This is a genomic window from Micrococcus sp. (genome assembly GCF_034179925.1).
Classification (GTDB): domain Bacteria; phylum Actinomycetota; class Actinomycetes; order Actinomycetales; family Micrococcaceae; genus Micrococcus.
Window position 1 is genome coordinate 1 of sequence record NZ_JAXFPG010000010.1, and the last position, 13,870, is coordinate 13,870.

Genomic DNA, 13,870 nt, shown 5'->3' on the forward strand with positions numbered 1-13,870 from the left:
GGGGGGGGCCACCGGGGGGGGGGGGGGGCCCCCCTCGCCCCCCCCCGGGGGGGCCGCGGGGGGGGGCCCCCCCGGGGTGGGGGCGCCCCGGTCGTCGTGGGCTCGGCGAGGTCAGGCGACCGCGGCGGCGAGCTTGTTCAGCGACTCCTCGAGCTGCTCCTCGGTGAGCAGCGGGAAGAGGTTCTTGGCGAGCAGGTCCGGGTCGGTGACGTCGGTCCAGTCGTAGATGAGGGTGACATCGGTGCTGTCCGAACCGTTGTCCTCGAGCACGTAGACCCACTGCCAGCCGGGGGGCTGGGTGCCGGCGGGGGCGGTCTTCCAGCCCACACGCTTGTTCGGGTCGTAGGCGACCACGTGGTTGTCGGTCTGGTACTCCCCGCCCATGTGGTCGCCCTGCATGTTCATGGTGAACACGTCGCCGACCTTCTGGATGCGCTGGGTGCGGTCGTCGGAGCGGATGAAGCCCGAGCCGTCGATCTGCGCGTGGTTGGCCGGCAGGGTCAGGAAGTCGAAGATGTCCTTCGCCGACGCGTCGATGGTGCGGGTCACGGAGATCTTGGTCTCGCCCTGGGGGGTCTTGTTCATCTCGGTCATGGGGGCACCGTAGGCAGGTGGGGGCCCCTTCGGGCAAGGGCTCCGGCGCGGCGGCATGGCCCGGGGTGGGTGCGAGAGGCCGTGGCGCGGGGGCGACGCCGTGACCCGGGGCCGGTGCCCGGCCTCAGTCCGGGACGTCGCGGCCACGGCGGTAGGCGGACACGCTGGGCTCGCCCACCAGGTGGAACCGCCACGGGAACCGCACCGATCCACCCTCCCCCGACACCCCGACGCGCGGGCCGCGCGCCACCTCGGCGCCCGGTGCGCTCCGGGCGGGGCCGGCGTCGTGAAGGGCGGGGTCGGCGTCGTGCGGGGCGGGCGGAGCGAGGAGGAACCGGGCCGGAGCCCCCTCCGACGGGCACAGGCCCGACCCGGGGGCGGGGGTCTGCGCCACGATCTCCACCGGCGCATGGCCCATCTGCAGGGTGATGCCGAGCCCCTGCCCCAGGTTGCCCGGCCCTGAGAGCAGGCGCACCCCGGTGTCCCGGCCGCGGCGGGCCACCGCCAGCTCCCGCCCGGCCAGCACCTCGCCCGCCCGCAGCAGCACACCCCCGGCCTCCCCCGCGGGGTGCCCCACGAGGTTCAGGCAGCGGTGGATCCCATAGTTGAGGTACACGTAGGTGCGGCGCACCGGCCCGAACAGCGCCGCGTTGCGCTCGGTCCGCCCCCGGAACGAGTGCGCGCCCGGGTCCACGCCCTGGTCCCCGTAGGCCTCGGTCTCGGTGAGGCGGACCGTCACGACGCCGTCGGGCGCCGCCACGGTCAGCCGGCACCCCAGCAGCCCCTCCGCCAGGGCGGGGGCGGGCCCCTCGAAAAGGCGGGCCAGCTGCTGTGGGGTCATCCGGCCGCCGCCGGCAGCACCATGTTGTCGATCAGGCGGACCGGGGGCACATGCGCGGCCACCAGGGCCAGCGCCTCCCGGCGCAGCGGACCGCCCAGCGTGTCCGGGCCGAGCTCCTGCAGGGTCTCGGGATCCACCACCACGAGGTGGTCCAGCTCCACGCCCGGCTCGTCGCGGACCATGGCCCGGGCGGCCTCCACATCCACGGGCCGGCCGGCGGCGGAGGCGTCCGCGAGCAGGCGCAGGGCCCGGCTGAGCACCAGGGCACGCTCGAGGCCCTCTGCGTCCAGGCGGGTGTTGCGGCTCGAGAGCGCCAGCCCCTCGGGCGAGCGGACGATCGGCACGGAGCGCACATCCACGGCGACGTCGAGGTCCCGGGCCACCCGGCGCAGCACCGCCACCTGCTGGGCGTCCTTCTGCCCGAAGTAGCTGCGAAGCACCGGCGCGGCCGGGCCCACGATGTTCCAGAGCTTGGCGACCACGGTGGCGACGCCGTCGAAGTGGCCCGGCCGGGAGGCGCCCTCGAGCACCTCGCCCATGCGGCCCGCGGAGACGGTGACGATCGGCGCGTCCGGGTAGCCCGGGTACATCTCCTGCACCTCCGGGGCGAACGCGAGGTCCGCGCCGGCCGCACCCAGCAGGTCCAGGTCCGCCTCCAGGGTGCGGGGGTAGTGCTCGAGGTCGGCCGGGTCCCCGAACTGGAGCGGGTTCACGAAGATGCTGGCCACCACCACGTCGTTCTCGGCGCGGGCGCGGCGGACCAGCGAGGCGTGGCCGTCGTGGAGGGCACCCATGGTGGGGACGAAGCCCACCGTGACGGGGGCATCCGCGGCGGGTGCGGTGCCGGTGCCGGTGCCGGTGCCGGTGGCAGCCTCGGCCACCAGCGCACGCAGGGCCGCGCGGGTCTCCTCCACCGTGCGGGCCAGACGAGGATGGCGGTCGGGAGCGTCGGGGGAGGCGGGCGAGGCGAGGTCCCCGAGCGAGGCGGGGGCCGGCGTCGTGGTGGGAGCGGCCGAGGTGCCCGCCGGCGATGAGGCGGGGGTGGCCGGCGTCGTGGTGGAGGTGGTGTCCGGAACGGGGCGCTGGTCGGGGGCGCGGTCGAGGGGAGTCACGGGCTCGAGTCTAGGCCCGCGAGTCCCCGGGTTCCGGGGGCGAAACACTCACGCTCCGGGGGCGAAAGGGGCCGGAATCCGGGTGGAATTCCAGCCCCTTTCGCCCCCGGAGCGCGTGGGGTTTCCGAGCGCGGGGTGAGGGGCGGTGCGCTCAGATCAGGCGTCCTGCGCGGCGCCCTTCACCTGGGCGGCGGCGTCCTGGGAGCGGCCCTTGACGTCCTCCACCCGCTCCGCGCCCTCGGCCTTGAGGCTCTCCGCGGACTCCGCAACCGACTCCTTCAGGGCCGTGGCGGCCTCACGGGCCTCCGGCTCGATCTGCTCACGCAGCTGCTGCGCGGCCTCGGTGGCCTTCTCCCTGGCGGCGTCCACCAGCGGGGCGGCCTTGTCCTTCACCCGCTCCGCCGCGTTCTGCTCCAGCTCGGTGGACGGCAGCAGGGAACTCAGCAGCAGGCCCGCACCGAAGGCGATCACGCCCGCGGCCAGCGGGTTGCCCCGGGTCCGGCGGCGCACCTGGGCCGGCGCCTGCTGCACGGCGTGCTGCGCATCCTCGGCCCACTCCGAGGCCCTGTCCCCGGCCTGCTGGGCGTAGGCACGGGCCTGGTCCGCGTAGTCCCCGGCCACATGCTGGGCGTCGGCGGCGGCACCGCGGGCACGCTCGCCCACCGAGGGGCCGGTCTGGTGCTCGTCCGAGGAGCCCATGATGCTCTCCTTCACGCTGATCAGGCCGTCCTTGATGCGGTTGGTCTGGCGGCTCACGGCCTTCGTGGGGCTGACCTTCTCCGCCAGCGCGTCGACGTCCTGGCCCAGCGCGTAGCGGGTGCGCTCGATCTCGGCGCGGATCTCGTCAGGGTTCTTGCTCGTGGTCATCGGGTCTCCTTCGCGGGGTTCAGGGTCTCGGGGATCTCCTGAAGCGTCTGCTGGGTCTGCGGCAGACCCTTGATCTTCTCGAGGTGCTTCTTGCCCAGCAGGGCGAGCACGGCGGCGACGACGCCCCACAGCACGGCCACGGTGAGCGCGGCACAGCCCAGCGGCATCACGGCCGTCAGCGTGTACATGAGCGCCAGGGACAGGAACGTCAGCAGCAGGAACGCCGCGACGCCCGCACCGGCCAGCATGCCGGCGCCCTTGCCCGCCTTCTTCGCCGAGTCCGTGGCCTCCGCCTTCGCGAGGGCCACCTCCTGGCGCACCAGCAAGGACAGCTTCTCCGTCAGGGAGGTGAACATGTGCCCGAGCGACTCGTGCTCGGCGCGCACCTCGGCCTGAGTGGGGGCCGGCGTGTGGGAGCCCGCGGCGGAGGCGCCGGTGGCCTCGTAGGGGGTGCTCATGCGCGGCCCTCCGGCTGGGTCTGGTCGAAGGGCACGTCGCGCACGGGCTCGCCGGTCAGCGGGTCGATCGTCGGCACCGCGTCAGCCTGCACGGGCGCGTCGGCGGCGCGGCGGGGGGCGGCGACGTCGGCGGTGTGCGCGGGCACCTGCGAGTCCAGGTGGTGGGGGGTGATGTCCGAGTGCACGGCCTCCGGCGCCATGGCGCGGCGGGGTGCGGGCGAGCCCTGCCGGACATGGCCACCCCGGGAGGTGAGGTGCGCGGTGTCGTCCTGGGCGGCGTCGCGCAGACCGCGGGTCATGCGCCCGGCGATCAGGCCCGCACCCAGGGCGATGGCCAGGAAGGTTCCCGGGCGACGTGCGGCGAACCGGCGGACGTCGTCCAGCAGGTCGGCCGGCTGCGCGGTCTCGAGGCGCTGCGTGAGGGCCTCGGCGCGGTCGGCGACGGACGCGACGACCTGACGGACGGCGTCGTTCTGCGGCTGCTCACCGGAGGCGAGACGGTGCAGGTCGTCCGCGAAGGACCGGGCCTGGGCCGCGGCACGCTCCTGCTGGGTGCCGGCCTGCTCGCCCAGGCGGCCCTGGACGGTCTCCGCGAGGGAACGGGCCTGCTGCAGGGCCTCCTCCTTGAGCTGACCGGCCTCGTGCTGGGCGGACTGGGCGAGGTCCTTGGCCTGGGCCCTGGCGTCCTGGGCGATGCCCTGGGCCTGGTCCTTGGCCTCCTGCGCGGTGGCCTCGGCCTTCTGCTTGGCCGCGGAGTCCTGCTTCTGCGGGGTGGGGGCGTTGCCAGACGTGTTCTGCGCCATGGTGAGCCTTTCGGTGTCGACGGTGCCGGCGCACTCGCACGCCGACGCTCGGGCCCACGCTAGACACCCACCGTCCCGCCGGTGAAGCCCCCGCCGCCCCCGACCTGCGACGACGTCCGGCCGGGCTCACGGCGCATCCGCACCGCCGGCGGGCCCAGACCCCGACGACGGCGGCCCGGGTTCAGCCCTGTGCCCGCACCTGGGCGCGCAGCTCGGGCAGTTGGGCGCCCAGCCAGTCCACGTACGGGGGGATCCACCCCGGCTCCGCCGCGTTCCAGCGCTCCGCGACCACCGCCTGGGGGAAGACCACAGCGTCCGAGAGGGGGTCCCGCAGGCCGAGGTCCGCGCCGTCGTCGTCCCGGACCACCACCCACTGCATGCCGTGCCGGGCGCCCAGGTGCTCACCGAGGAGCACGGCCACCACTTCGAGGAGCACCCCCAGCTCCTCCGGGTCCACCGGCTCCGGCCCGTCCGCCCGCGCCATGAGGGCGTCCTGGTAGGCCGAGACGGCGTCCAGGTCCAGGTGGTCCACCCCCTCCTGGGCTGCGTAGGCGCGGCGGTCGCTGATCCACTGCTGTTCCGGGCCCCCCAGGGGCGTCACCTGCATCACTTCGCTCATGGGTCGATTCCACCACAGCGCGCGAGGACCGGTGCCACGGAGGATCCGCTGCGAGAACGACCCTTCTGCGGGCCTCGCGGGGTGCCAGAAGGGTCGTTTCTGCAGCGGATCCGTCCGGTCAGTCGTCGGCGAGGACCGCGAGGATCCTGTCGGCCACGTCCGGCCGCAGCGCCCCGCGGCGCTCGGCCCGGTCCGCCGTCGCCCGCGCCAGCACCTCCCACACGTCGAGGACGTCCCGCGGCATGCCGCCGGCCACGAGCTCGCGCAGGGTCTCCCGGTGCCCGCGGACGGTCTCCACGTCCCCCCGTGCGACGGGCCCGGTGAGGGCGGCGTCGCCGTCGGAGAGCGCGTTCTCCAGGGAGGCCCACATCAGGGGCCGCAGCACCCGGCCCGTGTCCGGCACGCCGATCTCCGCGAGCAGCTGCTTGGCCTGCGCCGTGACGGTCACCAGGTGGTTGGACCCGTGGGAGAGCGCCAGGTGGTAGGCGGCACGGTCGGCCTCCTTGATCACCACCGGCTCCCCACCCATCTCCACCACGAGCGCCTGCGCCACCGGCAGCACCACCGGGTCCGCGGTCACGCCGAACACGCAGTCCTGCAGCCGCGCCAGGTCCAGGCTCAGCCCCGTGAAGGTCATGGCCGGGTGGATCGCCAGGGGGATCGCCCCGTGCGCGCGCACCGGGTCCATCACCCGCACCCCGTGCCGGCCGGAGGTGTGCACCAGCAGGTGCCCGGTCTGCACGTGGCCGGCCTGCACGAGTCCGTCCACGAGCTCGCCCAGCACGTCGTCCGGCACAGCGAACAGCACCATCTCGGACCGGCGCAGGATCTCCGGGATCTCCAGCACGGGCACGTCCGGCAGCAGCGCCTCGGCCCGCGTCCGCGACGCCTCGGACACCGCGTGCACGCCGGTGATCGTGTGGCCCGCGTTCCGCAGGGCAGCACCGAGCACGGCGCCCACCTTCCCGGCACCGATCACTCCGACGCCGAGGCGTCCGGGCCGCTGCGCCGCCTCGCCCGGGCTTGTCGAGGGGCCCGGGGCCACGGAGGGGTCGGGTCCGTCGGTCATCGTTGCTCCTGGTGGTGAGCGGTGGGGGCGGCGTCGGGCGCGGAGACGCCGTCGGAGGTCTCCGACGAGGCAGCCCCCGGTGCGACGCCGGCCTCGTCGAGTTCACGGCGGCCCACCTCGCTCTCGGCGACCTCCCGGGTGCGCTGATCGAAGCGGGCGAGCTCCTCCTCCCGCATCCACTGGTTGCGGTCTGTGTAGCGGCGGGACACGGCCGCATGCCGAGCCTGCTGGAGGAAGAGTTCCCGGGCGGTGCCCTCGTCGAGGTCCACGATCCGGCCGGAGTCCCCGGCGGTGGAGACCCGCACGGTGGCCACGCGCAGACGCCGCTGCACGGGGCCCTGGGTCAGGGTGGCGGTCTGGAGCCGTTCATGGGGCAGCACCTGCAGGGCGCGGGTCCACCAGCCCGAGCGCACCAGCAGCAGGCGGGAGGTGGCGGTGAACCCGGCCCGCCGCCAGGTCAGCGCGTTCCACCACCAGCGGGCGCGGCGCGGGATGTGCTCGAACCCGCCCTCGGTGCCGTCACCGCGGACGCCGAGCTCCATCAGCCGCTGCGGGGTCAGGCCCGCGGCGGCGCGGGGGTCGCCCTCCAGGCCGGGCTCCGGGGCCAGCACGGTGAGCACGCGCAGCACGTCCTCCCAGGGCCCCACCGGCAGGGCCACGCCCCGGGACGAGACCTCGTTCTCGCCGTAGCCGGCCACGGAGAACCGCACCCGGTACCAGCCGAGCGGCCGCCAGAGCAGCCCCTGGGTGACGGTCACACCCTGCACCCGACCCGGGGGGACCGTCTGGTGGGTGGTCTCGGTGAGCCCGTGCCGCAGGCGCAGCCCGTCCCGGGTGCGGCGCACCTGGAAGCCCCAGCCGGAGTTCAGCCTGGACCACACCGTGGTGACCACGGCGAGCAGCACCGGCAGCAGGGTGGCCAGCCCCATCGCGCTCACGTCGGCGGGGTCCTCCCCGACCCACGCCGCCGCCGGGGGCAGCACGAACAGCCAGACCAGCGTGTAGAGCACCACACCGACCAGCGGCCCGGACAGCAGCACCGAGGCCAGGACCCGACCGGTGGGGACCTGCAGCATCAGCTCGCCTTCGTCCTCGGCCCGCGAGACCGCCTGGCCCGGCTCCGGGGACACTGACGACGCCGGCCCCTCCCCCTCTGCGGGGACGCCCTCGGCACCCGCCGGGGTCCCGGGGAGCACCCCGGAGGCGCGGTCGAGGATCTCCCGGCGCACCTGCTGAGCGAGGTCCTTCTTCAGGAAGGACAGCTCCAGGGCGGAGGAGTCACCGTCGGCGGCCTCAACCTTCACAGCGGCCAGCCCCAGGATCCGGGCCAGCAGCGGGTGCTGCAGGTCCACGGCCTGGATGCGGTCGTACTTCATCTGGCGGCGGCTGCGCAGCAGCCAGCCGTGGCGCACGTCGATCTGCTCCGGGCCCAGCCGGAAGCGGGTGAACCACCAGGAGAAGAAGAACACCAGGCACAGGAGCACGGTGAAGGCCGTCAGGATGCCGACGGCGATCAGCACGCTGCCCTCGCCAGCCCCGCCGGCTCCCTCCGAGCGGGTGAACTCCCCTGACAGGAGGTCCTCCACGGCGTTCCGGCCCACCACCACGAGCACCGCCGCGGCGATGACCCACCCCTTCACCAGAGGCGAGAGCGGATGGGCACGGAACCAGCCGTCCTCGTCCGTGGGGACGGCGGTGCCCTCGGGCCGGGTCGGCGAGGCCCCGCTCACAGGCCCGCCAGCCGAGCCTGGCCGCGCGCCATGAAAGCCTCGCGCAGGTGGTCGGCGGTCTCGCGGGGCAGCCCGGGCATCTCGACGTCGTCCCCGCCGGCGGTCTTGAGGGTGAGGGTCTGCAGACCGTAGCGGCGCTGCAGGGGGCCGTCCTCGACGTCCACGTACTGCAGGCGCCCGTAGGGGACGGCCGTCACGGAGCGGAAGAGCAGGCCCCTGCGCCAGAGGAGGTCGTCCTCGCGCTCAGCCCAGCCCATGGCGCGCACCCGGCGCGGGATCAGCGCGAACAACACCACGGAGTACAGCAGGGACAGCACCGGCAGCCCCCAGGCCACCCAGTCCCACAGCCCGGACCACACGCCGGTGAGCTTGAGCACCAGTGGCACGGAGAGCACCGCCAGGGCGACGAGGCCGCTGAGGAGCTCCCCCACCCGGCGCGCGGACACCAGCCGCGGTGAGACGGGGGTGAACGTCACCCCTTGCAGATCAATGCCGGCCATGGGCATATCCTCCTTCAGCTTCAGGACGACGGCGTGTTCCCGCCGCATCAACCCCACCATTCTGCCCGCCCGGGCCGGGCGGGCCCTCCTCCTCCGGGGGGATCCTGCACCATCGCTCCACGAGGGCGCCCACCGCGAGCAGCACGAGGCTTCCGGCGGCCATGACCAGCGCCTCCCGGACGGTGGGGGCCTCCAGCCCGGCGCGCAGGGCCACCGGCACGGCGGCACCGGCATGCCACCCGGCCAGGGCCGCCCCGGCGAAACCTGCAGCCTGCCCGAGCACGAGCGTGCGCGCCGCCGCCAGCGGGTCCATGCGGCGGGCCGGGGGCCGGGCGCGGTCCTGCCGCACCCGCCAGCCCAACGCCAGGCTCAGCACGGCGACGGCGGCCACCGTCACCAGTCCGCTCAGGCCCACCACGGGCGTGCCTGCGCCGAGAGCGGGGGCTGTGAGGGCGGCAGCGACCCCGGCGGCGGCCGCCACGAGCAGCACCACCAGCGGCCGGGGCGAGAGCAGGGAGATCACACCGCACCTCCGGCGCGGCCCGGGCGGACGACGTCCGGTCCGGCCACGTCCCGGCCCGGCCCGTCCAGGTGGGCCCGGCGCGGGGGCTCCCGGCGCACTCCGGGGGCGTCCTCGGCGCAGCGTGCCAGCTCCGCCACCGGGACGCCGCCGAGTTCGGCCTCCGGCTCCAGCCAGAGCCAGGGCAGGAGCACGAAGGCGCGCTCGGCCGCACGCGGATGCGGCAGGGTGAGGTCCGGGTGGTCGCTGGTCAGGTCCCCGTAGACGATCAGGTCCACGTCCAGGGTGCGTGGGCCCCAGCGCACGGTGCGGCGCCGGTGGTGGTCCTGTTCCAGCCGCTGCGCCAGCTCCAGTAGCTCCCAGGCCGAGAGCGTGGTGCGCACCCGTAGCACCTGGTTGAGGTACTCGCGTTGGCCGGGTGGGCCGCCCACCGGGGCGGTGATCGCCCGCGGGGAGGGGCGCACCTCGAGCACCCCCGGGGTCACCGTGAGCGCGGCGACGGCGGCGTCGAGGGTCTCGGAGACATCCCCGAGGTTCGCCCCGAGGGCGAGCACGGCGGCCACGGGGGCCTCCGGCCGGGCCGCGAGCTCAGGGGTGGGGGCGCTCATGCGCCCGCCCTCGCACGGGCCACCGTGACGGACACGTCCGCGAAGTCGTGCGGGATGGGGGCCTGCGGCTTGTGCACGGTGACCTTCACAGCCGCGGCGCGGGGCTGCTCGGCCAGCACCGCCTCGGCGATGCGCGCCGCGAGGGTCTCGATGAGGTCGTGGGGGTCCCCGGTCACATGGCGCACCACGGTCTCGGCGACCTCCGCGTAGTCCACCGTGAGCGTGAGGTCGTCCGTGGCGGCGGCGGGGCCGGCGTCGAGCCTCAGGGCCACGTCCGTGACGAACGTCTGCCCCTCCCGGCGCTCGTGCTCGAACACGCCGTGGCGGCCACGGGCGGCCAGGCCCGTCAGGCGGATGACGTCAGGGGCGTCCCCGAAGACACTCATGACCCGGACACCTCCGGGGCCGGTCCGCCCACCAGGTCCGCGGGCGACCCCACCGGCCGGATGCCACGCCAGGCAGCCCCCACCCGCACGGCCTCCACGGAGGCACGAACATCATGCACCCGCACACCCCACACCCCCAGGGAGGCGGCGATCGCCGAGATCGCGGCGGTGGCGCCGTCGCGGGCCTCCGGGGCCGGGCCCACCCCGTCCGGGCCCTCCAGCAGCTGGCCCAGGAACCGCTTGCGGGAGGCTGCCACAAGCACCGGGTAGCCGAGCGCCTGGATTCGTTCCACCCCCCGCAGCAGCTCCCAGTTCTGCTCCCCGGCCTTCGCGAAGCCCAGGCCCGGATCCAGGATCAGCTGCTCCGGGCGCACCCCGGCCTCGAGGAAGCGCTCGGCCGTGGCCTGCAGCTCGCGCACCACCTCCGCCACGGTGTCCCCGTAGGAGGCCAGCGCATCCATGGTGCGCGGGGTGCCGCGGTTGTGCATCAGCACGTACGGCGCCCCCGTCTGCGCGATGAGCGCGGGCATGTCCGGCTCATGGGCCAGCCCGGCGACGTCGTTCACCAGCACCGGTCCCAGCTCCAGCGCCGCCCGGGCCGTGGCCGTGTGCATCGTGTCCACCGAGACCACGGCACCCTCAGCCAGCAGCGCCTCCACCACGGGCAGCACCCGCGCCTGCTCCAGGGCAGGGCTCACCGGCTCGGCACCGGGCCGGGTGGACTCCCCGCCGACGTCGATCACGTCCGCCCCGTCCGCGAGCATGGCCCGCGCATGCGCCAGCGCGGCCTCCAGGTCCGCGTGCCGGCCCCCGTCCGAGAACGAGTCCGGGGTGACGTTGAGGATGCCCATGACCAAGGTTCGGTCCGGGGCTGTGTGCAGGGGCTGCGGGAGCACGGGGTCCTCTCTGCTCGGGATGGGTGGGGCCGCGGTGCCAGCGGCGGCGGTCAGCGGCCCAGGATCAGGCTCATGGCCTCCGCGCGGGTGGAGGGATCACGCAGCTGGCCGCGCACCGCGGAGGTGACGGTCTTGGCGCCAGGCTTGCGCACCCCGCGCATCGACATGCACAGGTGCTCCGCCTCCACCACCACGATCGCCCCCTGCGGGGTCAGGTGCTCCATGAGAGCCTCCACCACCTGCGTGGTCAGGCGCTCCTGCACCTGCGGGCGGCGCGCGTACAGCTCCACGAGCCGGGCGAGCTTGGACAGCCCGGTCACCTTCCCCTCGGCGGAGGGGATGTACCCGATGTGCGCGGTGCCGTGGAAGGGCACCAGGTGGTGCTCACATGTGGAGTAGAACGGGATGTCCTTGACGAGCACGAGCTCCTCGTGGTCGATGTCGAACGTCACGCCCAGCACGTCCTCGGGGCTCTGGTGCAGGCCGGAGAAGATCTCCGCACACGCCTTGGCCACCCGCTGCGGGGTGTCCAGCAGGCCGTCCCGGTCCGGGTCCTCGCCGATGGCCAGCAGGATCTCCCGCACCGCGGCCTCGATCCTGGGCCGGTCCACACCCCCGACGTCGGCCCCGGTGAGCAGCCCCGTCCCCGCCCCGGCGGCCTGAGGCAGGGAGCCGCTGCGCGCCTCACTCATGGCCGTCCCCGTCCGGGCGGGCGCCCGTGCGGTAGGTGGGGCCCGGCGTCGGGCCGCCCTGACCAGGCAGCCCGGTGCCCTCACCGGCACCGGGCCGGCCCGGCAGCGCACCGGTGCCGTCCGTGCCGCCGGCGCCGCCGATCGCGGTGGGTGGGGCCCCCGCCGGGTGCTCGGGCACCGTGGTGCCCTCCACACCCACGGCCTCGGGCGCCTCCGCCTCATGGCGGCTGCGGCGCTCGGCCGGGGAGAGCACAGGCGGGATGTCCTGCGGGAGACGATCGTCCGAGGCCAGCCACACGGGCCGCTCGGGGCGCTTGCGCAGCCCCTCGAAGATCTCGGCGATCTGCTCCTGGGTGAGCGTCTCCTTCTCGAGGAGCTCGTAGGCCAGGCGGTCGAGGATGTCCCGGTTCTCGGTGAGCAGCCAGTGGGCCTCCGCGTGCGCCTGGTCCAGCAGGGAGCGGACCTCCGCGTCCACGAGGTAGGCCAGCTCCTCGGAGTACTCACGGGAGGAGCCGCCGCCGGGCCCGCCCAGGAACGGCTCGGAGCTGCCGCCGCCGAGCTTCACGGCGCCGACCTTGGCGCTCATGCCGTACTCGGTGACCATCTTCCGGGCGGTCTCGGTGGCCTTCTGGATGTCGTTCGCGGCCCCGGAGGACGGGTCCTTGAACACGACCTCCTCCGCCACACGCCCGCCCATGGCGTAGGCGAGCTGGTCCAGCAGTTCGTTGCGGGTCACGGAGTACTTGTCGTTGTCCGGCACGACCATCGTGTACCCCAGCGCCCGGCCGCGCGGGAGGATCGTGATCTTGGTGACCGGCGCAGAGTTGCGCAGGCCCGCGGCCACGAGCGCGTGCCCGCCCTCGTGGTAGGCGGTCACCTTGCGCTCGTGCTCGTTCATCAGGCGGGTCCGCTTCTGGGGGCCGGCCATCACACGGTCCACCGCCTCGTCCAGCGCGGCGTTGTCGATCACGTTGTTGTTGGACCGGGCCGTCAGCAGCGCGGCCTCGTTGATCACGTTCGCCAGGTCCGCACCCGTGTACCCGGGGGTCCGCTTGGCCAGGGAGCGCAGGTCCACGTCCAGGGCGATCGGCTTGCCCTGCGCGTGCACCTCGAGGATCTTGGCGCGGCCGTCCAGGTCCGGGGCCTCCACGGGGATCTGCCGGTCGAAGCGGCCCGGGCGCAGCAGCGCAGGGTCCAGCACGTCCGGGCGGTTGGTCGCGGCGATCATGATGACGTTCGTGGAGGCGTCGAAGCCGTCCATCTCCACGAGCATCTGGTTCAGGGTCTGCTCGCGCTCGTCGTTGCCGCCGCCGATGCCCGCACCGCGGTGCCGGCCGACGGCGTCGATCTCGTCCACGAAGATGATCGCCGGGGCGTTGTTCTTGGCCTGCTCGAAGAGGTCGCGCACACGGGAGGCGCCCACGCCCACGAACATCTCCACGAAGTCCGAGCCGGAGATCGAGTAGAACGGCACACCGGCCTCACCGGCCACCGCCTTGGCCAGGAGGGTCTTGCCGGTGCCGGGGGGACCGTACAGCAGCACACCCTTGGGGATCTTCGCGCCCACCGCGTGGAAGCGGTCCGGCACCGTGAGGAACTCCTTGATCTCCTGGAGCTCCTCCACGGCCTCGTCCGCGCCCGCGACGTCCTTGAAGAGCACGTCCGGGTTGTCCTTCTGGATGAGCTTGGCCCGGGACTTGCCGAACTGCATCACCTTGCCGCCGCCGCCCTGCATGCGGGAGAGCAGGAACCAGAACAGGAGGGTGACCAGCAGGAACGGCACCATGAACCCCAGCAGGGATAGCAGCCAGTTGTCCCGCACGGGCTGGTCCGTGTAGCCGTCCAGGGAGGAGTCCTGCACGGTGCGCACCACATCCTGGGCCCGGGCCGCCGAGTAGTGGAAGTACACCTGGTCGCCCAGGTCGCGCCCGTCCTGCGAGTACGGCTCGCGCAGGGTGAGGTCCACGCGCTGGTCGCCGTCCACCACCACCGCCTCGGACGCCCTACCCTCCTGGAGCAGGGACATGCCCACATGGGTGTCCACCGGGGAGCGTCCGCCCTGCGCGGTGGAGAGCGGGATGGTCAGCCCGAGGACCAGGACCGCGAGCAGGATCCACAGATAGGGCTTGTTGAACAGCTTCTTCACGGTCCGGGTCTCTCCTGGTCTGCCGCGGG

16 protein-coding genes are annotated in these 13,870 nt (G+C 74.2%); all 16 read right to left on the reverse strand.

Annotated elements, in window-relative coordinates:
• Positions 1-111: 111 nt before the first annotated feature.
• Positions 112-594, reverse strand: a complete 483-nt coding sequence (locus SPI96_RS01950) for an SRPBCC family protein (protein WP_321080688.1) — start codon at positions 592-594, stop codon at positions 112-114.
• Between the two features lie 124 nt (positions 595-718).
• Positions 719-1,435, reverse strand: coding sequence for a DNA-3-methyladenine glycosylase (locus tag SPI96_RS01955; RefSeq protein WP_321080689.1), 717 nt, complete (start codon positions 1,433-1,435; stop codon positions 719-721).
• Positions 1,432-2,328: a pantoate--beta-alanine ligase gene (gene panC / locus SPI96_RS01960; protein ID WP_414601892.1), complete on the reverse strand. Its 897-nt coding sequence runs from the start codon at positions 2,326-2,328 to the stop codon at positions 1,432-1,434. The genes SPI96_RS01955 and panC overlap by 4 nt, the downstream gene beginning before the upstream one ends.
• A gap of 375 nt (positions 2,329-2,703) precedes the next feature.
• Positions 2,704-3,414, reverse strand: a complete 711-nt coding sequence (locus SPI96_RS01965; RefSeq protein ID WP_321080691.1) for a DUF3618 domain-containing protein — start codon at positions 3,412-3,414, stop codon at positions 2,704-2,706.
• On the reverse strand, positions 3,411-3,872 hold the full coding sequence (locus SPI96_RS01970) for a phage holin family protein (RefSeq protein WP_321080692.1): 462 nt from the start codon (positions 3,870-3,872) through the stop codon (positions 3,411-3,413). The genes SPI96_RS01965 and SPI96_RS01970 overlap by 4 nt, the downstream gene beginning before the upstream one ends.
• Positions 3,869-4,675, reverse strand: coding sequence for an ATP synthase F0 subunit B (locus tag SPI96_RS01975; protein WP_321080693.1), 807 nt, complete (start codon positions 4,673-4,675; stop codon positions 3,869-3,871). Before SPI96_RS01975 ends, SPI96_RS01970 begins: the two co-directional genes overlap by 4 nt.
• Positions 4,676-4,856: 181 nt before the next feature.
• The gene (locus SPI96_RS01980; protein ID WP_321080694.1) at positions 4,857-5,294 is read right to left on the reverse strand and encodes a DUF3806 domain-containing protein; all 438 of its coding nucleotides are present in this window, start codon (positions 5,292-5,294) and stop codon (positions 4,857-4,859) included.
• Between the two features lie 118 nt (positions 5,295-5,412).
• Positions 5,413-6,363: a Rossmann-like and DUF2520 domain-containing protein gene (locus SPI96_RS01985; protein WP_321080695.1), complete on the reverse strand. Its 951-nt coding sequence runs from the start codon at positions 6,361-6,363 to the stop codon at positions 5,413-5,415.
• Positions 6,360-8,093, reverse strand: a complete 1,734-nt coding sequence (locus tag SPI96_RS01990) for a PH domain-containing protein (RefSeq protein WP_321080696.1) — start codon at positions 8,091-8,093, stop codon at positions 6,360-6,362. Before SPI96_RS01990 ends, SPI96_RS01985 begins: the two co-directional genes overlap by 4 nt.
• A complete protein-coding gene (locus SPI96_RS01995) occupies positions 8,090-8,593 on the reverse strand; it encodes a PH domain-containing protein (protein WP_321080697.1) in 504 nt (167 codons plus the stop codon). Before SPI96_RS01995 ends, SPI96_RS01990 begins: the two co-directional genes overlap by 4 nt.
• Positions 8,580-9,116: a DUF3180 domain-containing protein gene (locus SPI96_RS02000; RefSeq protein WP_321080698.1), complete on the reverse strand. Its 537-nt coding sequence runs from the start codon at positions 9,114-9,116 to the stop codon at positions 8,580-8,582. The genes SPI96_RS01995 and SPI96_RS02000 overlap by 14 nt, the downstream gene beginning before the upstream one ends.
• Positions 9,113-9,721, reverse strand: coding sequence for a 2-amino-4-hydroxy-6-hydroxymethyldihydropteridine diphosphokinase (folK, locus tag SPI96_RS02005; protein WP_321080699.1), 609 nt, complete (start codon positions 9,719-9,721; stop codon positions 9,113-9,115). Before folK ends, SPI96_RS02000 begins: the two co-directional genes overlap by 4 nt.
• Positions 9,718-10,107: a dihydroneopterin aldolase gene (gene folB / locus SPI96_RS02010; protein ID WP_321080700.1), complete on the reverse strand. Its 390-nt coding sequence runs from the start codon at positions 10,105-10,107 to the stop codon at positions 9,718-9,720. Before folB ends, folK begins: the two co-directional genes overlap by 4 nt.
• A complete protein-coding gene (gene folP, locus SPI96_RS02015) occupies positions 10,104-11,003 on the reverse strand; it encodes a dihydropteroate synthase (protein ID WP_414601889.1) in 900 nt (299 codons plus the stop codon). Before folP ends, folB begins: the two co-directional genes overlap by 4 nt.
• Positions 11,004-11,053: 50 nt before the next feature.
• Positions 11,054-11,695 (reverse strand): GTP cyclohydrolase I FolE, encoded by a 642-nt coding sequence (gene folE, locus SPI96_RS02020; RefSeq protein WP_414601890.1) that lies wholly within the window; start codon positions 11,693-11,695, stop codon positions 11,054-11,056.
• Positions 11,688-13,841: an ATP-dependent zinc metalloprotease FtsH gene (gene ftsH / locus SPI96_RS02025; RefSeq protein ID WP_321080701.1), complete on the reverse strand. Its 2,154-nt coding sequence runs from the start codon at positions 13,839-13,841 to the stop codon at positions 11,688-11,690. The genes folE and ftsH overlap by 8 nt, the downstream gene beginning before the upstream one ends.
• Between the last annotated feature and the right edge of the window lie 29 nt (positions 13,842-13,870).